24 protein-coding genes and 1 pseudogene are annotated in these 25,029 nt (G+C 48.7%); 3 read left to right on the forward strand and 22 right to left on the reverse strand.

From position 1 onward, the window contains the following. Positions 1 to 184: 184 nt before the first annotated feature. From IPK84_01130 to pilM, 18 genes and pseudogenes are all read right to left on the reverse strand, one after another. The gene (locus IPK84_01130) at positions 185 to 715 is read right to left on the reverse strand and encodes a hypothetical protein (GenBank protein ID QQS15955.1); all 531 of its coding nucleotides are present in this window, start codon (positions 713 to 715) and stop codon (positions 185 to 187) included. Positions 716 to 730: 15 nt separating this feature from the next. Then, positions 731 to 2,179 (reverse strand): Asp-tRNA(Asn)/Glu-tRNA(Gln) amidotransferase subunit GatA, encoded by a 1,449-nt coding sequence (gene gatA, locus IPK84_01135; protein QQS15956.1) that lies wholly within the window; start codon positions 2,177 to 2,179, stop codon positions 731 to 733. Then, positions 2,176 to 2,508, reverse strand: a complete 333-nt coding sequence (locus IPK84_01140; GenBank protein QQS15957.1) for a hypothetical protein — start codon at positions 2,506 to 2,508, stop codon at positions 2,176 to 2,178. Before IPK84_01140 ends, gatA begins: the two co-directional genes overlap by 4 nt. Positions 2,509 to 2,536: 28 nt before the next feature. Continuing rightward, positions 2,537 to 2,824 carry an Asp-tRNA(Asn)/Glu-tRNA(Gln) amidotransferase subunit GatC gene (gene gatC, locus IPK84_01145; protein QQS15958.1) on the reverse strand — a complete coding sequence of 96 codons (288 nt, stop codon included), beginning with the start codon at positions 2,822 to 2,824 and terminating at the stop codon, positions 2,537 to 2,539. A 10-nt stretch (positions 2,825 to 2,834) separates the two neighbouring features. After that, positions 2,835 to 5,015 carry an NAD-dependent DNA ligase LigA gene (gene ligA, locus IPK84_01150; GenBank protein QQS15959.1) on the reverse strand — a complete coding sequence of 727 codons (2,181 nt, stop codon included), beginning with the start codon at positions 5,013 to 5,015 and terminating at the stop codon, positions 2,835 to 2,837. Between the two features lie 96 nt (positions 5,016 to 5,111). Then, positions 5,112 to 5,690 (reverse strand): prepilin-type N-terminal cleavage/methylation domain-containing protein, encoded by a 579-nt coding sequence (locus tag IPK84_01155; protein ID QQS15960.1) that lies wholly within the window; start codon positions 5,688 to 5,690, stop codon positions 5,112 to 5,114. Between the two features lie 11 nt (positions 5,691 to 5,701). Beyond that, positions 5,702 to 6,295: a prepilin-type N-terminal cleavage/methylation domain-containing protein gene (locus tag IPK84_01160; protein QQS15961.1), complete on the reverse strand. Its 594-nt coding sequence runs from the start codon at positions 6,293 to 6,295 to the stop codon at positions 5,702 to 5,704. 61 nt (positions 6,296 to 6,356) lie between these two features. Then, positions 6,357 to 6,896 carry a type II secretion system protein gene (locus tag IPK84_01165; protein ID QQS15962.1) on the reverse strand — a complete coding sequence of 180 codons (540 nt, stop codon included), beginning with the start codon at positions 6,894 to 6,896 and terminating at the stop codon, positions 6,357 to 6,359. Positions 6,897 to 7,000: 104 nt separating this feature from the next. Beyond that, the gene (locus IPK84_01170) at positions 7,001 to 7,807 is read right to left on the reverse strand and encodes a prepilin peptidase (GenBank protein QQS15963.1); all 807 of its coding nucleotides are present in this window, start codon (positions 7,805 to 7,807) and stop codon (positions 7,001 to 7,003) included. Positions 7,808 to 8,299: 492 nt separating this feature from the next. Beyond that, positions 8,300 to 8,380 (reverse strand): annotated as a pseudogene (locus IPK84_01175) (prepilin-type N-terminal cleavage/methylation domain-containing protein). Between the two features lie 68 nt (positions 8,381 to 8,448). Continuing rightward, positions 8,449 to 8,862 carry a type II secretion system protein gene (locus tag IPK84_01180; GenBank protein QQS15964.1) on the reverse strand — a complete coding sequence of 138 codons (414 nt, stop codon included), beginning with the start codon at positions 8,860 to 8,862 and terminating at the stop codon, positions 8,449 to 8,451. 69 nt (positions 8,863 to 8,931) lie between these two features. Continuing rightward, on the reverse strand, positions 8,932 to 10,143 hold the full coding sequence (locus IPK84_01185) for a type II secretion system F family protein (protein QQS15965.1): 1,212 nt from the start codon (positions 10,141 to 10,143) through the stop codon (positions 8,932 to 8,934). Between the two features lie 152 nt (positions 10,144 to 10,295). Further along, entirely contained in the window at positions 10,296 to 11,378 is a 1,083-nt protein-coding gene (locus IPK84_01190) for a PilT/PilU family type 4a pilus ATPase (protein ID QQS15966.1), read from the reverse strand. Positions 11,379 to 11,468: 90 nt separating this feature from the next. Beyond that, the gene (locus IPK84_01195) at positions 11,469 to 11,894 is read right to left on the reverse strand and encodes a response regulator (GenBank protein ID QQS15967.1); all 426 of its coding nucleotides are present in this window, start codon (positions 11,892 to 11,894) and stop codon (positions 11,469 to 11,471) included. 37 nt (positions 11,895 to 11,931) lie between these two features. Beyond that, positions 11,932 to 13,602, reverse strand: coding sequence for a type II/IV secretion system protein (locus IPK84_01200; GenBank protein ID QQS15968.1), 1,671 nt, complete (start codon positions 13,600 to 13,602; stop codon positions 11,932 to 11,934). A 64-nt stretch (positions 13,603 to 13,666) separates the two neighbouring features. Then, the gene (locus IPK84_01205; protein QQS15969.1) at positions 13,667 to 14,497 is read right to left on the reverse strand and encodes a hypothetical protein; all 831 of its coding nucleotides are present in this window, start codon (positions 14,495 to 14,497) and stop codon (positions 13,667 to 13,669) included. Positions 14,498 to 14,569: 72 nt separating this feature from the next. After that, positions 14,570 to 15,100 carry a hypothetical protein gene (locus IPK84_01210; protein QQS15970.1) on the reverse strand — a complete coding sequence of 177 codons (531 nt, stop codon included), beginning with the start codon at positions 15,098 to 15,100 and terminating at the stop codon, positions 14,570 to 14,572. An 81-nt stretch (positions 15,101 to 15,181) separates the two neighbouring features. Then, positions 15,182 to 16,252: a type IV pilus assembly protein PilM gene (pilM, locus tag IPK84_01215; protein ID QQS15971.1), complete on the reverse strand. Its 1,071-nt coding sequence runs from the start codon at positions 16,250 to 16,252 to the stop codon at positions 15,182 to 15,184. Between the two features lie 314 nt (positions 16,253 to 16,566). Between pilM and IPK84_01220 the strand changes: the two genes are divergently transcribed. The 3 genes from IPK84_01220 (at position 16,567) to IPK84_01230 (ending at position 20,647) form a co-directional block, all read left to right on the forward strand. Next, complete coding sequence (locus tag IPK84_01220; protein QQS15972.1) at positions 16,567 to 19,047, forward strand: ATP-dependent Clp protease ATP-binding subunit; 2,481 nt, start codon at positions 16,567 to 16,569, stop codon at positions 19,045 to 19,047. A gap of 14 nt (positions 19,048 to 19,061) precedes the next feature. Then, positions 19,062 to 19,802: a ComF family protein gene (locus IPK84_01225; GenBank protein QQS15973.1), complete on the forward strand. Its 741-nt coding sequence runs from the start codon at positions 19,062 to 19,064 to the stop codon at positions 19,800 to 19,802. Between the two features lie 116 nt (positions 19,803 to 19,918). Continuing rightward, entirely contained in the window at positions 19,919 to 20,647 is a 729-nt protein-coding gene (locus IPK84_01230) for a hypothetical protein (protein QQS15974.1), read from the forward strand. A gap of 3 nt (positions 20,648 to 20,650) precedes the next feature. Here IPK84_01230 and IPK84_01235 read toward each other — a convergent pair whose 3' ends face one another. The 4 genes from IPK84_01235 to IPK84_01250 are packed head-to-tail and all read right to left on the reverse strand — an operon-like array spanning position 20,651 to position 25,016. Beyond that, entirely contained in the window at positions 20,651 to 21,604 is a 954-nt protein-coding gene (locus tag IPK84_01235; protein QQS15975.1) for a flippase-like domain-containing protein, read from the reverse strand. Then, positions 21,601 to 22,776, reverse strand: a complete 1,176-nt coding sequence (locus tag IPK84_01240) for a glycosyltransferase (protein ID QQS15976.1) — start codon at positions 22,774 to 22,776, stop codon at positions 21,601 to 21,603. Before IPK84_01240 ends, IPK84_01235 begins: the two co-directional genes overlap by 4 nt. Positions 22,777 to 22,801: 25 nt before the next feature. Further along, positions 22,802 to 23,659: a hypothetical protein gene (locus tag IPK84_01245; protein ID QQS15977.1), complete on the reverse strand. Its 858-nt coding sequence runs from the start codon at positions 23,657 to 23,659 to the stop codon at positions 22,802 to 22,804. 46 nt (positions 23,660 to 23,705) lie between these two features. After that, entirely contained in the window at positions 23,706 to 25,016 is a 1,311-nt protein-coding gene (locus IPK84_01250; protein QQS15978.1) for a UDP-glucose/GDP-mannose dehydrogenase family protein, read from the reverse strand. Positions 25,017 to 25,029: the final 13 nt, after the last annotated feature.

A 25,029-nucleotide genomic window follows, 5' to 3' on the forward strand; every position in this document is an offset into this window, starting at 1 on the left:
TCAAACGCCCGGTCAGAGAGACCCGGAGCGTTTCGTTTGATAGAGAACGCGCTGTATTCCCATGCCTCGCTCTCATTCCGGATACCAACAAAACCCCGCCGAGAAACCTCCCGCTCCGCACCTTCTCCGCCAGCTGAAGAATCCGGTCGGAATGGCAGAAGAGATAACCAACAAACTGAACACTCTACGAAAATATCTCCGCCTCCTCGAGAAGATTTCTATAGAGCGCAAGAACTCGACGAGCCTCGCTTTGATCGAGAGAGAAAGCACGATCGTGCACAATACGATTCCGAATCTCATGAGCCTCAAGAAGCCCGCCAATCCCCGAAAAGTGCCCAGGATCAATTGATGCGAAACGCTCACCGGCATCACTTCCTGAATATCCCATTTCAGCAAGCACCTTATCCACAAAAGCATCCGCCTCAAATACCGCCACTTTATATGCGGAGGGATTCCCGGATGAGAGACGCGATTCGATTTCCTTCCACTCCTTCAAAAGCCGGCCAGCCGACACCAGCGGTCGCTCTTTGGTTCCGAAGAATCCCTTCTTGAGATCGCCGCCGACTGACCGAAGCGAGAAGAGCAAGATAATATCCGCAAACAAAACGAGGCAATAAAGTCCCAGAAATCCTACCAGAAAGGAGAGTGTCGTCGAGGCCATAACTGCCTCGAACACACTCTGCGCTATCGATACAATATCCCCGGACACATCCATAAGCGCTACAACAACTTACTGAAAACTTTGCTCAAAGGCATGTGCGGCGTTGAGCATTCCCTCTTCATCAAACCACTTTCCCATAAGTTGACCGCCAAGCGGAAGTTTCCGACCGCCCTCTTCCAGAAAACCGATAGGAAAGGAAATAGCTGGCACACCCGTCAAGTTCGCTGTCACCGTATAAATATCCGAGAGATACATTGAAAGCGGGTCATTCGCTTTCGAGTCAAACGGAAATGCCGGCTCCGGCGCTGTCGGCGAAAAGATAAAATCAACATTTAAGAACGCTTGTTCAAATTCGCGCCGCAGGAGCGTCCTCACCTTCTGCGCTTTCGAATAATACGCGTCGTAGTACCCCGCCGAAAGCGCATAGGTGCCAAGCATAATACGACGCTTCACTTCCGTTCCGAATCCATACTGGCGCGTATCAAGATAGGTTTCAAACAATCCGGACTTGTCCAGAATGGATATTTCTTCGTTATCGATTGAAAGCCCATAGCGTATACCGTCAAGCCGCGCCAGGTTGGAACTCACCTCGGCCGGCATGATGATGTAGTAGGTCGGCAGCGCCAGATGACTCGACGGAAGCGATATCGGCACGATATCCGCTCCAAGGCTTCGGAACCGTTCAATCGCCCGCTCAGCGACAGCGCGAACCGATACATCAAGCGCGTTGGAAAAATACTCCTTCGGAATACCGATACGCTTCCCGGTAATATCGCCTGAGAGAAAATGCTCGTAGAATTTCCCCCCGCTCTCAGCGCTTGTCGCATCTAGAGCGTCCTCCCCGGCGATACGCGAGAGCACGATCGCCGCATCTTCGACGGTCTGCGTCAGCGGTCCAATCTGATCAAGACTCGATGCCATAGCGATAAGCCCGTGCCGAGAAACCCGCCCATAGGTCGGCTTCAGTCCCACCACACCGCACAATGACGCTGGCTGACGGATAGATCCACCCGTATCAGACCCGAGTGCAAACACAGCCATATTGCCCGCAACTGCCGCCGCGGATCCGCCAGATGATCCGCCGGGCACACGACTCGTATCCCGTGGATTCTTCGTCTTCTGATATGCGCTCGACTCGGTAGACGACCCCATGGCGAACTCGTCCATGTTCGTTTTTCCGAGAATGATCGCTCCGGCGCCACGCAATTCTTTCACCACCGTCGCATCATATGGCGCGATATAGTTGTCGAGAATCTTCGAAGCAGCCGTCGTACGAACACCTTTCATGCACATATTGTCCTTGAGCGCACAGGGGATCCCCGCTAAGAGATCCGTTTCTTCTCCCTGTCGAATCCGCTCATCCACTTCATGCGCTTCTCGAAGCGCCGATTCTTTCATGAGCGTCAGATACGCGCCAATTTCGCTATCCCGTTTCTCAATCGCATCAAAATACCCCTCGGCAAGCCGCACCGCGGTCGTTTCTTGATGAAGAAGTTCTTTGTGAAGCGTACGAATCATAATAAAAATAAAGGTGTCATTACTATCAGCCCAACAAGAAATGAAAGTCCGAAGCGCCTTAAGATAACCGCTGTACTCTCCTTGAAAGCTCGAGTAAAAGAAAGGGTCAAAAGAGACGTTGAGAAAAAAAGATACAGCAAAAAAGCAAAAGATTTTATTGTTTGAATAAAGGAGTCCGAAAAATCAAAAAGAGAAGCAGAAAAAACTATAGGGAGCCACACAAGAAGACGGTAGCGCCCCCATTCGGATCGTAATTCCCCTTCTTGTCCGCTTTCAATGCCACTCAACACTACTTCACTGACATTTTGACGCTGTTCTTTTTGTAACATAAAAACGTACCCATAAAAGAAAGTACCATCAAAACACCGACTTTACCGTGAGACTCCGTCCATCTTTTCGAGGAAACGAAGAAAGAATTCTCAATTGATCATCAGTATTAGAAAATTTCGACACATCCTCACGAAGAGCATTTGCTACGCCTGGCACACCGTCAAATGCAGGAACTCCCTCAACATCCGCCTGCTCCAATTCTCGAAACGAATCCAAAACAGCCGAAAGATCCGTGCGAAATTTCTCAATCTCCTCTTCTTCAAGCCCAATGCGCGCCAGTTGAGCAATATGTTTTACCTCTTCGATCGAAAGCATAGAAATATAGCTATTTCACTAACTCCGCAAACTCTTCTTCATTGAGAATGCGAATGCCGAGAACGCGGGCTTTCTCCAGTTTTGAGCCCGGATCAGAACCGGAGACCACAAAGTCTGTCTTTTTGCTCACGGAAGATGAGATATTCCCACCGCTCTTCCGTATCATATCCTTCGCTTCATCCCGTGTAAAGCGAGCAAGTTCGCCAGTTAAGACGAATGTCTTCCCGATGACTGCCGACTCGGGAGAAGCAATATTCTCTTCAAGAACCACTTCTACGCCAAACTGCTTCATTCTCAAAAGGCAATCGATATTCTTCGGATTCGTAAACCACGCTGACAGGCTTTCACCCGCCTTTTCTCCGATCCCCTTGATATGCGTCCATTCTCCCGCTGAAATCTTCGGAAAAATCCGAATGATATCCGTAAGATTCTTCATATCATCACGCCCGTTCCCAACGCCTAACTTTTCAGTCTTTCCTCCCAATGCTCCGTTCTGAATAGTTGTGGCGATCAAATAGGCTGTTTCCTCGCCGACATGTCGAATGCCGAGCGCGAACAAGAACTTCGGAAATGCAATTGATCGACTCTCCCGTATAGCGGTAACCAGATTCCCCGCCGATTTTTCCGCGAAACGCGATAGCGGTTCGAGATCCCCCTCTTTGAGTTCGAATATGTCCGAGATATTGGCTACCAGACCTTCTTCAAAGAGTTGCTCCGCCACTTTCTCGCCAAATCCGGAAATATCAAAACCCTTCCGACCAACCGCATGAACAATTTTTTCTTTCTCCGTAGCCGAACAGTTCGGACTGGAACAATAATAAGCAGCGCTTTGCACCTCGGACAGACCCTTATCTACCCGACCCAACGCCTCGCGCGCAACCGGAGAGCCACATGCCGGACAAACCTTCGGCATATGAAATATCTTCTCCTCCCCGGTGCGAAAGTTCTCAAGCACGCGAACAATCTCCGGGATTACATCGCCCGCCTTGCGAATAATAACCGTATCGCCAATTCGGATATCCAAACGGCGAACTTCATCTTCATTGTGAAGCGTCGCCCGAGAAACCATCGAACCGGCGACGCGCACCGGACACAAATGGGCAACCGGCGTAAGCGCGCCAGTCCGTCCCACTTGCACCGCAATGCTTTCTATCACCGTTGATACCTCTTCTGCCGGAAACTTATAGGCAATGCCCCATCGCGGCGCCTTCCCGGTCGCCCCGAGCCGATCCTGAAGCGCAAGCGACTCAATCTTCACTACGATACCATCTATCTCATAATCCAACTCGGCACGCTTTTTATTCCATTCCGCATAATAGGCAGCTACTTCCTCGAGACTGCCACATACCCGAAATTCCGAATTCACCTTGAACCCCAACTGCTTCAAAAGCTTCAATTCTTCCGTTTGCTTTTTGAGCGCTCCCATCCCCGAATCACTCTTTCCGCCATCCATCTCTGAAACCTCGCTCTCCGCCCCCAATATTCCACCTTCTATTCTTTCAATATCGTACAGAAACGAACTCAGCTTCCTCGCCGCCGTCACTCTTGAATCAAGCTGTCGGAGAGATCCGGCAGCAGCATTTCTCGTGTTTGCAAAAAGCGGCTGTCCATTGTGTTTTCGCTCAGTATTGAGACGCTCAAGCTCCCTCTTGGAGAGCCAAATCTCCCCCGCAACAATGGCAGTAACCGGAGCAGTCAGCTGTAGTGGGATACTCGAAATTGTCCGGACGTTTTGCGTGACATCTTCGCCAACCATTCCATCACCTCTTGTCACGGCGCGAACCAACACCCCTCGTTCATACGTGAGCACTATCTTGAGCCCATCTATCTTGAGTTCGCAGTCATATTGAATGAGCTCGGGCGTCAATGTCGACTTCCCTAACATTTTCATATTCCGTTCCTCCCATTTCCGCATATCATCCGCATCGAACGCATCATCGAAGGATCGCTGCGCTATCTCATGCCGCACTTTTTCAAAAGAATCGAGTGGAGCTGCGCCGACACGTTTTGACGGACTCATTGGTGAGTCAAATTCCGGAAAGTCCCGCTCCAGCGAGAGCAGCTCCGTCATCAATGAGTCATAAGCGGTATCCGAAATCTCCGGCGCATCGAGCGCATAATAAAGCCGCTGATGCCGAGATAGCTCGGCACGCAACTTCTCAACCCGATCTCTTATCTGCGAGGAATTCATACATCGAAGTATATCGCAGACAGAACACTCAAACAAGAAATGTCCGACAAGCTGCCGGACACCAACAATGTCTTGAAAGAGCCGGGCTCCTGATTTCTACGGATGGTAAACTTCTTCGTAGTTTCTGAGAGACACTGTTGTCTGAACGGTTGAGGAGTTACCCTGACGAGTCACCTTTGCGTTCATCGTCACCCGACCAGCAAATTCCGACCCTCCGGAACCATCATCAGAAGGCACCGCCACAAATTGCCCACTCATATTCGCACCACTTGCAACATCCATCAATACACTCTGTGTAAAGCCTGTCGCCGACGCACACCAAGACTTTTCATCGGATTGTCCAACAGGCAAATCTTTGGAATATTCACTGATACTATCTCCCTCAAAAGCATACTGGAGACACTTCGACTGCGAATAATCAAATACTCGTATTGTGGTCACGTTACTCATTGAAGTCGGGATAACAACAACGGATGTTCGCAAAACTTTTGCAATGCGATTCATGGCAAATCGGATATCTTCGAGATTCTGCTGAAGGCGCTTTGAATTCTGATTCGTCGCCACAATGCTGACGAAATAAGACGTCACGCCCAACATGATAACGGAAAAGATAAATACCGAGAGGAGAACCTCCAGGAGTGAGAAACCTTGTGATTTTTTGGAAAAAATAGACATACGCTGCTCGGTTAATTTTCCTGAAGTTCCGTTTGAGAAAAAGTGCAATGGGTTGATTTATTACAATGATCCGGATCTATTGAACCAGGAAATTCCATTTCACTCCACACAACAACGCTCGTCACCTTTCGACTCCGCACTCCACCGGTGGAGGTATCTTCCACAAGAATCTTGCGAGCGAACTTCGTTGGAGTTCCGGACCCATATCCGAAAAGAGTGTTCGATCCGGAAGCAATGAACATAAGTCGACACGTCGCAAAAGTGGAACATGTTGAGAAAAGATTCGGATTCGAATAGCCGATCTTGTACGACCCGGGATTGATGTCATCATATGCGTCACTCGGACTACCATCAAACGAATCAACACCACGAACAAGGTTCGTATCTCGCACATTATAGACCAACTCTATGCCCTCCTGGACCAACATCGAGGCAATAGTTGCATCGCGCTGAAGAAAAGAGCTTCGAAGAGTCGCTGTCGAAAGATTGACCACTCCCAAGAACCCGATTGAAAGCACAAAGAGCGAAATAATAACTTCCACAAAGGAGAATCCTTGTTGCGAACTATTTGCAATTCTTCGAATACACTGTGTTTCAAAAAGCATAGGAGATACTGCGATATAACGAGTGAAAAACCGTAAAAAAATTCAGCTCTCGGAAATCTGCCTACGGACAGGAAGGTACGGTTGTCGAAGCAGGTCGCTCGAGCACAGACCCCGAAGCAAGCACGCACACGGAAGAATATTTCCCACTCTTTTGAAGAACAACGTTCTGATTTGTACTACCAAGCACATCTCCATGAGGAACCCCGAAGTCGACACGCCATGTCGGCGATGCAAACGTCACTCCATTTGCCAATGAAAAAGTTCCGAGAGAAGATTCCGTAGTCTTGGAGGGATAGAGAGAACAATCACTGCTCAGATTGTTTCCCGGCTTCAGGTGTCGAACCAAAACCGCATAAGAACTCGCGCTCGTTGCTTCTGCCGCATGCCGGCAAAGCGCATTATCATTTCCGGCTTCTCGCACCCCTGCAAGTGCATTACTTTGAGCAACACGAATCGCCGCAGCCACCTCGCGCACAGACGTATTCAGCGCTGTCTCATCGCGCTTTCCTGAAAACGATACGAAGGTAATCGCCATCATGATGCTCATCAGCGCGATCACTGTCATCACTTCGACAAAAGAGAAACCGCGAACAGCACGCATAAAGAGAAAATCAATATAACTTCGAAAAAAGTGAAGCCGTGATCCTGAAGAGTACGCTTAGTATACCACAGTTCTTCATTTCAACGAAGGAATCGATCCGGATACTACCAATACCAGAAAAACGCATTCGAAACGGCCGGAAACCATGCTGGCAAGACAAGGGCGAGCAACGCGCCAAGAATCAAAAACGGCCCAAGTGGAACCTGACTCTTCATTCCCTTCTTTCCGAAAACAATCAAAAGAATTCCAACAACAGCCCCCATGCCAAATGCCAAAACAAGCGCCAGCATCATATGCGGCCACCCGATAACCAGTCCCAAGAAGAATGCCAGGAACCCATCCCCCATCCCCATCCACTTCTCGTCCGAAAGCGCTGCCATGAGAAAAAGCGGCAGAAAAGCAATAAGCCCCGCCAGCACACCCGAGTACAGATGTAGCGACCATATCGACACGCCAGGAAAGAATCCGATGGCATCTGCAAGAAGCAACATCGGTAGCGACCAGCCCACCCCGATCCAGATGAGAATATTCGGAATTTCCATCGTATCAAGGTCAAAAAGGAAAATGAGAACAAGTATGCTTGCCGAGACAAGGTAAAGCACTGTCAACACCCACGAAGAAATATCGCCCAGCGAAAAGAACGTCATCCCAAGAAGTGCGAAGAGAATTCCGGTCACACACTCCACAATCGGATACCGCCACGATATTGCCAGGCGACACGATCGGCATTTCCCTCGAAGAAAGAGGAAGGAGAAAATCGGAATATTGTCATACCACGCGATTTTCGCTCGACACTGCGGACACATGCTGCGCCCGCCCAGTCCGATTCCCTCCCTCATGCGCCACAAAACCGCATTGAGAAAACTCCCGATAAGTAGCCCGAAAATAAAAAAATCAAGAAAAACAAGCATAGTATTTCTGTTTACAAGAGAGATATCCACTCATTGTTTTCAGTATACCATCCAGCATCAGACCCACACAAAAATATTCAAACTCGCTATGAAAATCAAAGAGTCCCGACATTGCGGGACTCTTTGAAAAAGATTCATCAACTCAAAACACAAACCCGTCCATCCAAATATCTCGAATATTCTAGACAACTAACACTGTTTTCCAGACTGAGCTGTAAAAGCAGTTACGCCATCTTGAGTCACTGTAGCGCTGGCACAACTTACTAGAGGAGCCGCCGTTGGAACTATGGTTACCTGAAATGTTCCTGCACCAGTCGCCGTACAGCTCTGAGAGTTCACTGTTGCTGAAGCCATCAAGTTCCCCATAACAGGAGCTGTATTGTTTACAAGAGTGCCCCCATCACACTGTAGAATGGCTGCCGCCTGATAAGAATGCACCTGAGCCTTGAATGCAGCGACATTTGCCTTCTCACGCGCGCTGCTCAAGCTCACCAACACGATAGACGCCAAGATACCAATAATTGCAATAACGATCAGGAGTTCGATAAGAGTAAAACCTTTTATTTTTTTCATAATTTCTCACCTCCTTTCTGTTTGTATTTGTCAATACCACGCCATTCTCTTTTCCATCCCCTGGAATACTAGCAATCGGTGACTCCGTCAGCAAGTTTAAAGCTCATTATTCCCGTTTCTCTAATAACAGCAGTACAGATATCAGAAAGTTGTGCAGAAGGAATAGAAACATCAAACGTATTCGCAGAACCAGTGCCGCAATTTTGAGGAGTATTTTCAGCAATACCTCCAGCATTTATATCCGAAGGAATCGTGCCAAAAGATCCTGTTCCATCTGTAAAATCAATAATTTCACCGTCACACACTTCAAGAGCTTTTGTCTGCATAGAGTGCACGACTGCTTTAAATCTAGACATCTTCGCTTTCTCGCGAGCACTCTGCAAACTCACCAACACGATAGATGCCAAAATACCAATGATCGCAATAACAATCAGAAGTTCTATCAATGTAAACCCACCCGCATAAGATCTTGCTCTCTTCATACGATCATTTTTATATTACTTTTTTCCTCAAACACTTGGACAAAAAACCACTCCTCAACACTGCTGCAGCTACGCAATCGAGCCCGTAATATTGTATATAGGCATTATAACAGAAACCACCAAGATACCAACGCCGATACCAAGGAAAACGATCAGGATCGGCTCGATAAGCGATGTCATGTTGCGCGTGATATTGTCGACTTCCTGGCTGTAGAAGCGTGCTGTACTATCAAGCACATGGTTCATCTTCCCTGTTTCCTCGCCGATCATCAGCATACGCGAGACAATCGGGGGAATGTCTGAAGAACGCGAGAAAACCGAGCTGATCGTCTTCCCGGTTTTTACCTCGTCAGCAGCACGCAATATTACCGCCTGATACACCGTGTTGCCGACCACATCGGAAACAATATGGAGCGCCCGAACAACCGGAATACCGCTCGAGAGAAGCGCGCTCAAATTATCGGCAAAACGCGCGATGTAGACATACCGCAATAGCATCCCAATCACCGGAATCTTCAGCTGGAGATGATTCCATTCGCGACGACCATCCTCGCTCCTCGCATAAAATATCGCCCCACCAAAAGCGGCGATCAAAAGGAGGAGCACGGCCCACCAGTACGAACTCATAAAGTCTCCGACTCCCATAACCACTTTCGTATACCACGGAATCGGCACGCCCAGATCCTTAATCATGATCGTGAGTTTCGGCAATATAAATGAGACCACGATAAACGAAATGATAGCGGCAACCGCCACCACGAATCCCGGATAAAAAAGCGCGCCTTTCACGCGAGACGAAAGAAGATAGTTCCGCTCGATATTGTCCGCAATAAATGTCACCGATTTCTGAAGATTTCCGGAGAGCTCTCCCGAGCGCACCATATTGACCACAAGCGGCGAAAAGGTGTCCGGAAAACGCCCAAGCGCCTCTGAAAACGCCATGCCATCTTCAAGATCATCCGCTACTTCCTTCACAATAAGCCGCAGATACTTGTTGTCCGACTGATCGGCAATCGCCTGAAGCGAACTCACAACCGGAACGCGAGCCTCAATAAGTGTCGATAACTGGCGAAAGAACACCATAAGCTCTTTCTGAGTTACGCGATCAAGCATTTTCTGGAATTCACGTTCTACGGAAAACCCCGCACTCTCACGATCAACCGAAACCGGAACCAATCCATTTCGCTGCAAAATCTGCGCCGCAAGGTCTTTGTTAAGAGCCTCCACGGTTCCTTTTTTGACCGAGCCGGACTCATCTTTCGCTGCAAATATATACCGCATAGAAAAGTTTTTATTCGACTTCCTTATAAACGCAACGTTTTCAAGAAAGGTTACCCGCCCAACAAATATGAGAAGTACATTCCAAATTCCTTCTATGTCCCAAACTCAGAAAGAGGGCTGGTCGGAGTTCTACTCAAAAATTTTACCCGTTACTATTCCGACTTCCCTCCGACCAACATGCGGAAATAATCGCGATTCTTCGAATACCTGAAAGCATCTTCCACATCTACCAGCCCTTGCTGCACCAAATCAGCCAGTGATCGATCGAGAGAAATCATACCATCCTTTAAACTCGTCTCTATAACGCTATCAATCTGGAAACTCTTATTCTCACGAATGAGATTCTCAACAGCATGGTTTTTCAACATAATTTCAATCGCCGGAATCCGCCCGCCCCCGATCCGCGGCAAAAGCCTCTGCGACACCACCCCCAAAAGCACGCTCGCCATCTGTGCTCGAATCTGATTCTGCTGATAGGCTGGAAACACATCGATCACACGATCAATCGTCTGAGCGGAATCATTGGTGTGCAGCGTCGCAAAGATAAGGTGACCTGTTTCCGCTGCTGTCATGGCAGTCGACATCGTCTCCAAGTCACGAAGCTCTCCAAGCAAAACCACGTTCGCATCCTCACGAAATACCGCTCGAAGCGCCTTTGAGAAATCTTTGGCATCTTCACCGACTTCTCGCTGATTGATAATGCAATGATCCTGCACATACACATACTCAATCGGATCTTCAATCGTCAGAATATGCTTGTCCTGGTTGTGATTAATAGAATCAATAAGCGCGGCAAGCGTCGTGGATTTCCCATGCCCGACCGGACCCGCCACCAATACCAGCCCCTGCGACTGCTTGGTGAAATCATAAAGGGAGGGCGGCATATTCAATTCCTCAAGGGTCCGTATACGTTCGCCCACAAAACGCATAGTGACGCTAATGTATCCTTTCTGAAAAAAGACATTCGTTCGAAAACGCGCCTTGTTGTCAAAATTGTAAGAAAAGTCAGTCTGACCATCCTCGAGCAACTCCTTTTGATTCGCCTCTCGCAAAATAACATCCGCAAGCCCCTTCGTATCATCCGGAGTAAGAATCCCCTCCTTGGAAATCGGGACCAGTCGACCGTCAATGCGAAGCGTCGGATATCGCCCCACCGCCAAGTGCAAATCAGACGCGCCTTCCTGTCCCACGAGAAGCAAAATATTTTTCATTCGCTGTTCGTACCGAAGATCCATAACTGAAATAATATTTCACAAAGAAACTATCGCAAACAAGTCTGCTATAAACTACTTCCACAGTCCCATTCATCACTCACCAAAGCTCTTCTATTTTATCACAGTTTCATATTCTCCCGAAACACTTCCCTGCAAAAACTCTCTCACACGATGAAATATTTCTGTCGGCGTAAGATGAGACTTCACAATATAATCTTTCGCACCCAAAGCAAGACTCTCTTCCACGTCTTCCTCTTGCGAAAGATTCGAGAGAACCAGTATGGGGACAGCTGCAAGATTTGGAAGTTTTTTTACTTCTTCAAGAAACTCACGTCCATCCATATTCGGCATGATAAGGTCAAGCAGAATCACATCCGGAACGAATCCCTCCTGAAGCTTTGAGAATGCCTTTGCGCCATCGCCTACTGCCACCACCTCACATCCCTCGTGTTTGAACTTTGTCTCATAGATATCACTGACAAAGAAGTCGTCCTCCACAATAAGCACCTTCTTTCCTTTCATATCGCCTGTATCCATAAGCTTTCTCGAAAAATTGAAATTCATTCAAGAACATCTACTCCTCATCAACCAAATCCGCCCCTTCAGTGACACGCTCCACCTCGGCGATTGTCGTGTCCCCGCGCAAGGCTTTGAGAAGTCCATCTTGCTTCATCGAAGTCATGCCCTGCTTCCGAGCGAGTTCTTGCACCTCCACTTCACTTCCTTTTCGCTCCGATATGATTTCCCGAAGAGAATCCGTCATCTCAAGAACCTCATGCAATGCGATACGCCCTTTGTAACCGGAGTCATTACACTCCGAGCAACCCTTCCCTGCGAAGAATTGGAGCTTCCCATCGAGCTTCACCTGATATTTCGCCGCTTCCTCCGGAGAAATATTCGAGAGAAAATCGCGAATCTTCACGAGCACTCCGTCTGGCGGAGAGAATTGTTCTTTACAGTGCTCGCAAATACGACGAACCAGACGCTGTGCTGCCACCGCCTGAAGCGATGAGGCGAGCAGAAACGGTTCAATGCCCATATCAATGAGGCGCGGCACCGCACCGATCGCATCATTGGTATGCAGCGTCGAGAACACAAGGTGCCCCGTCAACGCCGCATGAATTGCCAGTTCAGCTGTCTCATTATCGCGAATCTCCCCCACCATCAGCACATTCGGATCCTGACGCAAGATACTCCGAAGTCCGCTCGCAAAGGTATAACCAATTTCCGGTTTCACCTGACTCTGATTGATACCATCAAGAAAATATTCGACAGGATCTTCGAGCGTCACTATATTTCGCTCTTCTTTATTCAGAATACTAAGAAATCCATAGAGCGTTGTCGACTTTCCAGACCCGGTTGGTCCTGTCATGAGAATAATCCCATACGGCTCCATGATTTTCCTGGTAAGCACTTCGTAGTTTCTCCCGGAGAGCCCCATTTTCTCAAGACTTGCCAGACCGGCCGATTTGTCCAATACGCGCAACACTACTTTCTCTCCCTCAACCACCGGGAGCGTCGAAACGCGAAGATCTATCGTTGTCCCTCGCTCCGTAACGCGAAACCGCCCATCCTGAGGTTTCCGCTTCTCGTCAATTTTGAGATTGGCAAGTATTTTTATACGAGACACCACTGCCTTTCCAACCGAAACCGGCAGAATGAGTGAGGCATACAAAACACCGTCCACGCGAAACCGGACCCGATAATTTCCCTCGACTGGTTCGATATGGATATCACTTGCGCGTCCATCGATAGCATGACCTATAACCACCTGCACAAGCTTCGCAATTGGCGCATCCTGAAATGTTCCCTGATCCTCCCCTACTGAGAGAGGGGAGATGTCCGGGACATTGCTGTTGTCACTGAGAGATTTTATTGCCTCAGAAAGCGCCTTCTCAGTTTCGGAGTACTGAGAGAGTATACCGTCCAGCACCGTCTTGGAAACCTGATAGGTTCGAACCTCAACGCCTTCTTTCTCAGCAAGAAACCGGAGCACATTGAGTGCTTCCAGATTTTGCGGATCCTCCATAGCGACCCGATACACCGAATCCTTCTGTTCAAATGATGCCATGCGATACCGCTTCGCCGCATCTTCCGCGATGAAATTCAGTATTTTCTTGTCTATTTTTTTTGCGACAATCTCAGGAGATACAAAAGGCTTCTCGCCGGCGCCAACCTTCGTTCCCGAGCTATCCGCATGCGGCAAGGCGACCGGATTGTTCGAACGGGATGAAGTATCCGCCATAAACAAATGGACTGAAACAAACAAGAAGATCCATAGAAACAAACTGCTTCACTACCTCCATCAATTAACGAACAAACGGATTGGCGCGCTCGGAAGGAGCTGCATCAAGGGCTGGCAATTCATTCAATACTCGTTCTCGAAGATCTTGCACGACTGCCAAGTTGAACGTTGACGCTTTAAACATATCGAGAAGAACTCCGGAAGAGATAACGGTTCCGGGAAGTACACCAAACCGAACAATCATTTCAGCACTCAACGTGTCAGAAGATACACTGGCATGTTCATTCCCTGATTGATCCTCTGACTTTTGGGAAATATCCACAGAAACAAAATTCTGGAAATGGTTGGAGTGATACAGATGATCGACGAATGTTTTGATCTGATCATACTTCCCAAGTGCAAATATGGAGACTTCCACCGATCGGAGACGCGCATCCGGAGAAGATTTTGTGAACACTAATTCCGGAGATGACGTATCCGATCCCAGAATACTTCCCGGGGAGTTCGCCGCAGCCTCAGCTTGATCATTCTCCATCTGCACCTGCTGAGCCGCTGCTTTTGCCAAATCGCTCGATAGCGGTTTTAAATCCGCCGAAACAAGCAACGCACCGGATTCACTTGCAAGAAAGTTCACTTCATCAATAATGACATCGTCACTTCCCATTTTTGGCAAATACGTTTCCACAAACTGTCGGTCGCTATCAATGCTCGCGAGATTCCTATCGAGCGTGTCGATATTGGCAATCACTTGATCCATTTGCGCAAGCTGTGTCATCGTCTCACTTTTCTGCGCGCGCAATGCGATTGCCGAAGAAATTTCCGGCTGCACCCAGAATACGCCGACTGCCAACGCAATTACCAAGGAAAGAGGAAAAAGAAGAAGCTTTACTTTCATAGCGCTTTTTATATTAAAAACCACCCAGAAAACCAAACGAGGAGCAAGCTACGCAAACGCCGGACCCATTTATCAGAGAGACAAGTTTAATTCTGCAATAATCTTTCCATCCGTGCCAATCTTCACATTTCCATCAACCGATACAGCGGAAAAATCCGCCGCCTGTTTAAATGCTACTATCTGTTGCGCCACCGCACGGAAAGAATCTGAGACCAATGCTATCTTCACCGTGCCACCGGCAACATCATAAGAATACGAGGAGAGATTCACGTCCGGCATCATAGCGCGTTCTATTCGAGAAAGCGGATCATTCGGAACTGAAGCGGTGTTCTGAAGATTTTCATCAATAACACTCAGCCGATCAGCAAAGTCCGCAACACGATTCGCCTTCTCCCCAGCAACAAGATTTCTCTTTGCAGTCAAATCCTCCTTATAAGAAGCAAGGCTGTTCTCCAACGACTGCACATAGTACACCGTCCCAAAATATGCTGCGAAGGTAATCACAAGAATGATGACCGAAAGAGAGAATGATCCTCCAAGAAAGCCTTGCGACGGACGATTCGCCGCACCTCCCTCTCCGGACATAAGATTTATTTGGGACATAGGTACAAGAATTTCGTATAAGTTATTTATTTTTTATATTTTCTTTCGAAAGTATACCACAGAAAGACACATCTCGAAAAACTATTTCTTTCGATAACGATCAACTCCTCCAAGAGCCAATCCGACCGCAATAGCAAACGACGGACCAAGCCTCTCTACTGCCGGACGAACTGCATCTTCAATCTGAACCCCCTTCCACGGATCGGCGATCGATACCGGAACATGAAACTGATTCTGGAGATATATTGGAAGTCCTTGCATTTTCGCCGTTCCTCCGGAAACAATAATTTCTCGAATTGAGCCAGTCCCCTCCTTCGCGGCATACAAAGCGAAAACTCGTTGTATCTCGTTTGTAATAACATCAAGCGTCGAAAATACCAGTGCCGACTCAGGATGCGTGAGAAAGTCCCGCGTCCCGCACTTCAACTCTTCTGCGCGCTCCCATGAAAGACCAAGTCCCTCAGAAAGAGTCGAGGTAATTTCATTGCCACCCGTATTCAAGCTCCGATTCAATCGAACATCCCCGTCTCGAACCAAGACCAGGTTCGTTGCGCGGGATCCGATGTCAACAATAAGATAGGATCCCTGCCTATCACCAGAAACCGCTCGAGCCAAGGAAAATATTTCCAACTCCAGGAGATCAACCGACATGCCGATCCCCTCCGTATAGTGTTCAAATTTCGAAACCTCCTTCTTAAGAGCGGCAACCAGCAAAATTTCCATAGTCTTCTTTGCAGTTGCCATTCCATCTTTTGCCTCACCCTGTGAAACCACCTCCCAGCTAAACGCTACGTCCTCAAGCGGAGCTGGGATATATTTATGCGCCTCGAACTGAATTGCCTGTTCAAGCTCATTTGCCTCCATCACCGGCAATTCGATAAGCGTAATAAGTCCGCTAAAGCCCGGCAAGGCCATATCCAACCTCTTCGCTTTTGGAGAGAGTACCTTGAGAAGCGCCTTGAGATAATCGCGAATTACTTTCTCAGAAGATTGCGTGGCGGGAGCGGCATTCTTTCCCTCGGTAAAGCTCATCTCGATATACCCGTAGTTCACCAAAACAGGCAATCCTTTCCGGAGAGTAAGTTCGACTGCCTTGATATATGATGTCCCGAAATCAACACCAAGAAAGTACGGTTTGTTGAGACCAAACATGACACGATTCTTTTTATATTATTTCATCCCCCGACGAGAGATCGATAGACACTTTCTTCCCATAAGAGCTTCAAGGAACGAAGTTTGGACGCCTTACAACAAAGATTCGTAAACGAAACAGAGTACGCGGATCAAAGACAGGTCTACAAAAAGAGTATAGCATAAAACAGAACAGCAAAGAAAAAATCTTCCCGCACAACTCGAAAGCACACCAAAACAAACACGCGTTCTCGGGCTTTCGGAAGATTGACAGAAACCCTGAAGAAAAATACAATGAGACGAATAGAAATTTCAGAAAACCTACCGAAAAAGCCATGAATGAGCCGGATTTTTTTGAAAAACTCAGCATCAATGCACGGAGAATCCTCCGAGCATCGATTGAAATTGCTCGCAATGGAAACGCCAGAGAAGTCGATCCGAAACACCTCCTCATGGCTATTCTTCTTGATAAGGGTTCCCTCGGTAACACGCTCCTCGAAAAATTTGGCATCAAATTAGAGGGCACTGATCAAGAGTCCTCCGGACCAGCTCCTTCGAAGGATTCTCAGCCCTCCAAAGAGCCATCGCTCTCCAAAAAGACGAGAGACATTATTGCAAGTGCATTCTTACTCGCCAATCGCTTCTCCTACCCCTATGTCGGGAGTGAGCATTTTGTGCACGCACTCATAGAAGCACACGACCCCGATATCGAACCACTCCTTTCCTTACATCGAGAATCAGCGCCAAATTCCCAGAAGAAAATCCCTGCTGGCATTCCAGTCGATATTCCGGAACTTCCCGGATTTTCGCGCATGATAGATATCCCTGATATTGGATTTACAGCAGATCAATCGGAATCACCATCAGATACGCCAACCATTCGCGAGTACGGAGTCCTCCTTGGGGGCAGCACATCCAAGCGGACATGTCGCGCTCGATCGACAGAGGTGGAAAATATTCTTCGCACACTCGGACGAAAAACTAAAAGCAACCCCCTCCTGATCGGCGATCCCGGAATTGGAAAAACAACTATCGTAGAGATAGTAGCCGATCGGCTATCCAAAGGACTCGCTGGTCCGGCCTTCCGCAATGCCAAAGTCGTACTGCTCGATCTTCCCGCACTCGTCGCCGGAACGAGCTTCCGCGGCGAGTTCGAAGCGCGACTGAAAGAGATCGTTCGCGAAGCACGCGAGCATCCGAACGTCATCCTCTTTCTCGATGAAATACACACGATCGTCGGCGCCGGCAATGCAAGCGGCGGGCTCGACGCTGCCAATATCTTGAAGCCAGCACTCTCTCGTGGAGATATCAGATGTATTGGCGCCACTACTTTCGCCGAATACAAACGACACATTGAAAAAGACCCGGCACTCGAGCGACGATTCCAGCCAATCCGAATAGCAGAGCCTTCAGCGGAAGCAACTCTCAGTATGCTCGAAGAAAGTCGCCGCGATTATGAATCGCATCATCACATCACCATTGGCAAAGACGCACTTCGAGCAGCTGTAGCGCTCAGTATCCGCCATATGCCCGCACGCTTTCTCCCCGACAAAGCATTCGACCTTCTCGATGAAGCCGCTTCGCTCCTACGCCGCCGCACGCTGACAACAGACCACACTGAACGCTATGCGACACTCTCGCTCGCACACGAGAAAGTCTCCGCACTTAAAAATCAACTTGTCAAAGAGCGCAACTTTGAGGAAGCCAAGACGCTCCGCGCCGAAGAAGCTTCTCTCGAGAATCAATTGCGCGATCTCTCCGATGAAGAGGTTCTGAGCGAAAAAACAAACGGAGCAACTCTCTCGGAAGCGCTTATCGCCGAAACAGTCGCACTCATGACAGAAACCCCGATCGAAAAAATTCTCAATGAGAAGAACGATGCACTGACATCGCTTTTTCCGAAGCTCTCTGCGAAGATTTCCGGGCAAGAAACAGCACTCAAGACACTGTCTCGAAATATTATCCGCTCCCAACTCGGACTCAAGAATCATGCCAACCGACCATCGGGATCATTTCTCTTCCTCGGGCCTTCCGGCGTTGGGAAGACACTCACCGCAAAAACACTCGCCGAAACGCTCTTCGCCACAAAACACTCATTCCTTCGTTTTGACATGAGCGAATTCAGAGAGCGCCATACCATGGCACAAATGATCGGCTCCCCTGCCGGATACGTCGGATTCGGCGAAGGAGGGAAACTCACCGAACACATACGGCGCCACCCCGCTTCAGTCATCCTCTTCGACGAAATTGAGAAAGCGCACCCGGATGTGCTCAACCTCTTGCTGCAAATTCTTGAGGAGGGCATCCTCACCGATGCTGAGGGAAGACAAGCCCATTTTCGAGAGAGCATTATCATTCTCACGTCGAATATCGGCACGGAATCATTCCTCAAAGAAGGCAGCTTCGGTTTCGGCAACGCAGCGAACCCTTCATTTGAATCCCTACAAGAAGAAGCGTTGCGAGAACTCAAGCGCTCGCTTCGCCCAGAGCTTCTTGCCCGCCTCGACCATACCATTGTTTTCCGTCCGCTCGACGCATCCTCACTCTCGGAAATAGCCGCCGGAGAACTTTCCCGCCTCGCTGACAATATGAAACACCATGCCGTTCGTCTCAGGAGAAGTCCGACTCTCGCCGAGTTCATCGGCGAGAAAAGCTCCAAAGAATCAGGCGGCGCGCGCGCTGTCCGAAACATTATCGGACAATACATCGAGGATCCGATTGCCGACCTGCTCATTGCGGCAAAACGATCTCCAAAGAGTATTTCTCTCTCCGTTCCATCATCCAGAGACCGCGTGACTATCAAGGCAACACCATGAAGAATATCGCCAATATGCAACTCTTTCAGCATCTCCTTTTTCTTGGAAAGGAGATGCTTTTTCCTCGTTTCTGCAGCTTGTGTCACAAAGAAGGGTGCTTCTTATGCGAATCGTGCTTCTTGACCATTTCAAAAGGACGACGCCAATCTCAAGTATGCGGACACTGCGGCGCGCGCGAAACGCCCGAAGGACAGATCTGTTTCTCCTGCGCAGGCAGCATTCCTCATGATGGCATATTCGCCGCGCTCCATTACAGTGATCCGCGCGTATCGCACCTCGTTCACCTCTTCAAATACCGATTCATACAAGACCTCGGGTCATCCCTTGGAAAGATTCTTGCACTTGCACTCCTTCAATCGGAGGTTTCACTCCCCGATGCCATAATTCCCGTTCCGCTTCATCCGCGGCGCGAACGCTGGCGCGGATGGAATCAAGCTGATATCCTCGCTCAGGCACTCACAAAAAATATGCCACAAGATATTGTGCCACCAATTCTCGATGATATTCTCATTCGAACAAAATTCACTGCACCGCAAATGTCATTGCAGAGCAGAGACCTCCGCCAAGAAAATATCGCAGGAGCCTTCCAACTCACTCCGAACATACAAACAAAAACCGGCAAGGCAGACATCATCGGAAAATCCATATGGCTGGTAGACGATGTAGCCGCATCGGGCGCGACCCTAGCAGCGTGCGCAAAAGCTCTCAAAGAACACGGCGCCAAAAAAATATTCGGCATTGTTGTCGCACGATAAGCAACTGGAAATCAGAGAACTCTCTACAAGCGATATAGAAGTGAGCTTTGAAATATCCTATACTGGCAATAGGATCTCCAACACCGTGCAGCAAAAAAAACAGCAAACCAAAACCTATGAACAGAAAAACCTCGGACCCCTACCATATCAAAAATATAGGCATCGTGAACAATATTTCCGTCTGGCTTGTTGACGGTGGGAAAGTTCGAAAAGACTTAAGCGAAAACTTCGTGCAAAGCAGTCACCACACGTATTTTTCTTTCATTCCAACCGATGAATTTTGGATTGATACTAACACGGATTTTCGCGAACACCGATTTTTTATGGACAGATTCTTTGCCGAACAAACCCTCATGAGAAACGGGATGAAACCGGAGAAAGCCGAAAAAATCGGCGCCATACTCGAACAGCACGAACGCGAGGAATCCCTCTCTCGAGAAATCCTGAAACTTAAGAACTCAAGAAATGCGCTTATCGAAAGAATTCACCGGCGACACTTCACGCCCTACAGCTCCAACGAGCTCGCCATTTGGATCGTTGACGGCAAACTCGTCCGCGATCTCCTCTTTCTCAATTACGATGCCGGCGGACATGATCGTGTTTATCCATGGATTCCCGACCGAGAAATATGGATTGAGGAAGCGCTCCCCGAAGAAGAACGACGTTTCATCCTCCTTCACGAACTCCATGAGCGGTTTCTCATGGGAACCGGCAAAAAGTATCCAGAGGCACACCACGGCGCCACTATCATTGAAGACCGCTTCCGAAACACGCCGAAAGAACTCGAATCTCGCATCCAAGAGGAACTCAGGAAAAACCGAGACAACGAATCATTCGCGAAGTGAAATTCACTCAGCATCTCGACCCAAAATATCCCGTGAACGGAGATAGAAGGGAATAGCGGAGAAGCTCACGATCATCTGTATAAACCGACTCGTCACAGCAACGGCGACCGCCGCCTCGACAGAGGTGCCAAGATACCCGAAGAATGTAGCATACGCCCACTCTTTTACGCCGATATTATTGATACTGATCGGAATATTCGAGACAATTGTCACTAAGAAAATAACACCGAGATACTCAATCACATGCACCTCGCCACCCAGCGCCCGAAAGAGCACGAGGTTTGCAAGTCCCACACCGACAAGGTTAAACAAAAGCGACCACCCCAGCACCGGAACCGTCGTCCGACGAAACGGATAGCGCATCACTTCCCGAATCAATCGCTGCACGCGTTCCGGAAGTTTCCCTAAAAAAAAATGGGCGGATGGCATTTTCCGAAGAACCGGCAGAGCGAAATCAAACGAAAGCGAGCCAAGTATGGCGATATCCAAGAAAAGCCAGAACGGGTTTGCAAACACCAGCTTCAAATGGAATAACGAAAAAATAATAGCAAACACCATCGCCGCCCAAATTCCCGTAAACCGATCAAAGAGCGCCGTAGAGAGTGCCGGCGACAATTTTCCGTCCCGTTTTCCAAGCCACAGCGTCCGATACGTATCGCCACCGATAGTTGAAGGAAGAAAATTATTAATAAACGTACCCGTAAGGTACGCACGAAAGAAATCTCGGTACGGGCGATCAAATCCCTTGGATCGCGCGATAGTTTGCCATTTTCTCGACGAAATTGCGATGCCCGCAAGAAGAATGCAGATGTAGAGGGAAAGAAACGGCAAATCCACTTCCGAAATTCTCCGAACAACCTCCGCCCAGTTGATACGCCATACGAGCCACAGAACAAACCCGCTCGACACCAAGAGTTTCAAGAAAAAAGAGAGTCGTTTTCGGAGAGCTGTTTTCATGATTTTGAAGATATCGCTTCTTCGTAAGATACCCGATACGCCTTTGCCACTTCATTCCAACCCAAGCTCTCGGCACGGCGCCGACTCTCTTCACCGTATCGCTTCGCTTCATCCGAATGCGACGCAAGAAACGCAATTTTTTCAGCGATATGTTTCGAGTCGCGCATACGGACAATGCAACCGTTCACACCGTCTTCTACCAATTCGCGTGTCCCGCCGGTATCCGTCGTAATAATCGGGAGTCCGCAGGCAAGCGCTTCAAGCACGTTATTGCTCATCCCCTCATTGAGAGAGGGTAGTACGTACACATGTGCCCGATGATAGAGCGGCACCACTTCATTGTGCGGCACCCGCCCGACAAATCGCACCCGATCAGAAAGGTCATGCTCCGCCACAAACGCCTCGAGCGACTCGCGTTCATGCCCATCGCCGGCGATATCCAAGAGAAATCGCCTCTTCTCCGAATTTTTCAACAAATGCATCGCCTCGAGCAATGACCGCAAACCCTTTCGAGGCGTGAGACGCGCAATAGCCAATACCTGAAATGGCTCGGAGACACCGTCTGAATAATTCCTCGGAACCGAGAAAAATTCCTTGATATCAACACCATTGCGCACGACCGCAATATCTCGCGACGACTCCGTAAGGAGCGCGAGTGTCCGAAGTCCCTCGCTGTTTGCGATTACCTTCGCCGCGTTCCGCCAAATAAACCGCGTCACCGGACGCAAGAAGAGGTAGAGATTCTTAAATCGCTCGCTATACCCAGGCACATCCGAACCGCGCAACGATACGATATACGGGAGATGAAACTCCATAGAAAGCAGACGCATCACCAACCCCGATGGAACCGAAAAAAACGCATGCATACAATCGAACTGCTCCCGCTTCAAGAGCTGCCGTGAAAACATCCACGACTTCCAAGAATACGCAAGCAGATTCGCCTTCGACTGAAAATGAAGATCGCGCGCGCCATCTTTCTTCCCGACCGGGAGCCGCTCTATCTTGATATTCGGCGCCGGATATTCCGTCCGGTGAACACCGTCAACTGACGACGTCACCAGCACAATCTCCATATCCGAGAACACCGCAAACTCCCGAAGCATGTACTCCGTCGCATTCCCCGCTCCGCCTCCCAACGGCGGATACTCATAATTATGAATGAGGAGTTTCACAGGAAAAATGGTCTATATAAAGACGCTACATAACAAAAGAGCCAACCTTAGGAGCAACGGCGCGCCAAAGTGAATCTAACTTAGCCATATCAGAATGACGCTTTCCCTCGTTCCTCTGAATCTTTTCTTGAAGGTCAGCAAGAAGCCGACCGGGGAGCGAACCGGAAAATCCCAGCGGTTGCCATTCTCCATTACCCTCTAGTTCTCGCATTTTCTTTGTTATGAAGTCACGCTGATAAATCAATGCGCTTGAGAGAACATTTTTAATTTTTTCCACAAGACTTTCCACAGTCGCGTCAAAATTCTTACTTCCTTTTTCCTCTCCAACTTGAAGGGTAAGACTCTCCCGCTCCATATTGTCGTATATGAGTTGCATGCGATCTGAATATTGTCCCACGCCTTCTTCGAGAAGTCGCGCGTTCGTTTTTCTTATATTTTCTCTGTTTGCGTCCTCATGTAAACGATCCAATGGAGAAGTAAGATCCGGAGCCTTCCCCTTAAGGTCATTTGAATAATCAAAATTTTCTACTTTGGCTATTTCGTCATCAAAATAGGAGATGGCATCCTCAAGAAACTTGATTCTCTCTTTAATTCTTGCTTTTTTTTCGGGTTTTGCACCAGTAATTTCTGCTATTTGCAAATCAGCGTACAGTGCCGAAATAACTTTTTCCGCATTTCGCATTTTTTCAATACGAAGTTCTCGATTGCGAAGAATTGATTCTATCTCCTTGTTATGAGTTTCTCGTAGGGAAGACACTTCATTTTGGAGTTCTTCCGATTGCAAATTGTCTACTTCAAAAGAATTTAGCTTCTCCTTACTTCTACCATCATCTTCTTCATTTATCCCCACTTTTTTAGTAGGACTTTCTCCTTCAATCCGCATACATTTGTTTTGACTTGATTAAAAAACTTTGCACTCCCCTTACATTTTACACTCCCACACCAAAGTACGTAAACCCGGCAGCTTCGGCTTCGCTTCGGCGGAAAATGTTGCGTCCGTCAACGATCACCGTGCCGCGCATGCGCTTTTGCAGATCGGCGAAATCCGCCGTACGAAATTCATCCCATTCAGTCGCCACGACGAGTGCGTCCGCGCCATCTGCCGCGCTATATTGATCTTTGGAAAACTTCAACCGGGCATTGCTTTTCAAGACCGCCTTGGCATTTTCGGTCGCTACCGGATCAAAAGCAACCACGGAAGCGCCGCTCTTAAGAAGAGTGTCGATAATGAGCAGAGCTGGCGCTTCACGCACATCATCCGTTCGCGGTTTAAATGAAAGTCCCCAGAGCGCTATTCGCTTACCCTTCAAAGTCTTGAGCGACTTCTTGAGGAAATTGATAGGCAAAAGTTTCTGCTTTTCATTTGCCGCACGCACCGCTTCAAGAATAGTAAACTCGTAGCCGTACTCCGTACCGGTATGAAGAAGCGCTTTCACATCCTTCGGGAAGCACGAGCCGCCATAGCCGATACCCGCAGAGAGAAAGCGCGATCCGATACGTGTATCAAACCCCATGCCGCGTGCCACTTCTTTGGCGTTTCCGCCGACAATCGCGCAAAAGTTCGCAATTTCATTGATAAAAGAAATCTTTGTTGCCAAGAACGAGTTGGATGCATATTTGATAATTTCCGCACTCTTCACATCGGTCTGGATAATGGGCCTGCCGGCACGCGCAACCGGCCGATAGATCCGCTCCATAATCGCCCAAGCTCGCTCTGATTCCGTACCGACAATCACGCGATCAGGGTTCAAGAAATCCTTAACCGCCGTTCCCTCGCGCAGAAATTCCGGATTCGACACGACGTCGAATTCCTGCGTGCCATCACTCGATTGCATCACAATCTCGCGCACGCGATCCGCTGTCCCAACCGGCACCGTCGACTTGTTCACAAGCACCTTGTATTCGTTCAGATTTTTCCCAAACGCCTCAGCGACCGCAAAAACATACTGCAAATCCGCCTCTCCCGTCTTGGGATCGGGCGGCGTCCCCACCCCGCTGAAAACCGCTTCCGATTCGCGAATTGCCTTCCCGATATCAGTCGTAAAAGAAAGTCTCCCCTGCCGCACATTCTCCTTCACGAGTTCTTCGAGTCCGAATTCATAGATAGGAATCCCGCCACGCTTCAACTTTGCAATCTTCTTCGCATCCACATCCGCACATACCACCGTATGTCCGATCTCCGCCATGCACGCGCCCGACACCAATCCGACATATCCCGCCCCGACAAACGTGAGTTTCATACCGTTTCCGATT

It is taken from the genome of Candidatus Moraniibacteriota bacterium (assembly GCA_016699875.1).
Lineage (GTDB): Bacteria > Patescibacteriota > Minisyncoccia > Moranbacterales > UBA1568.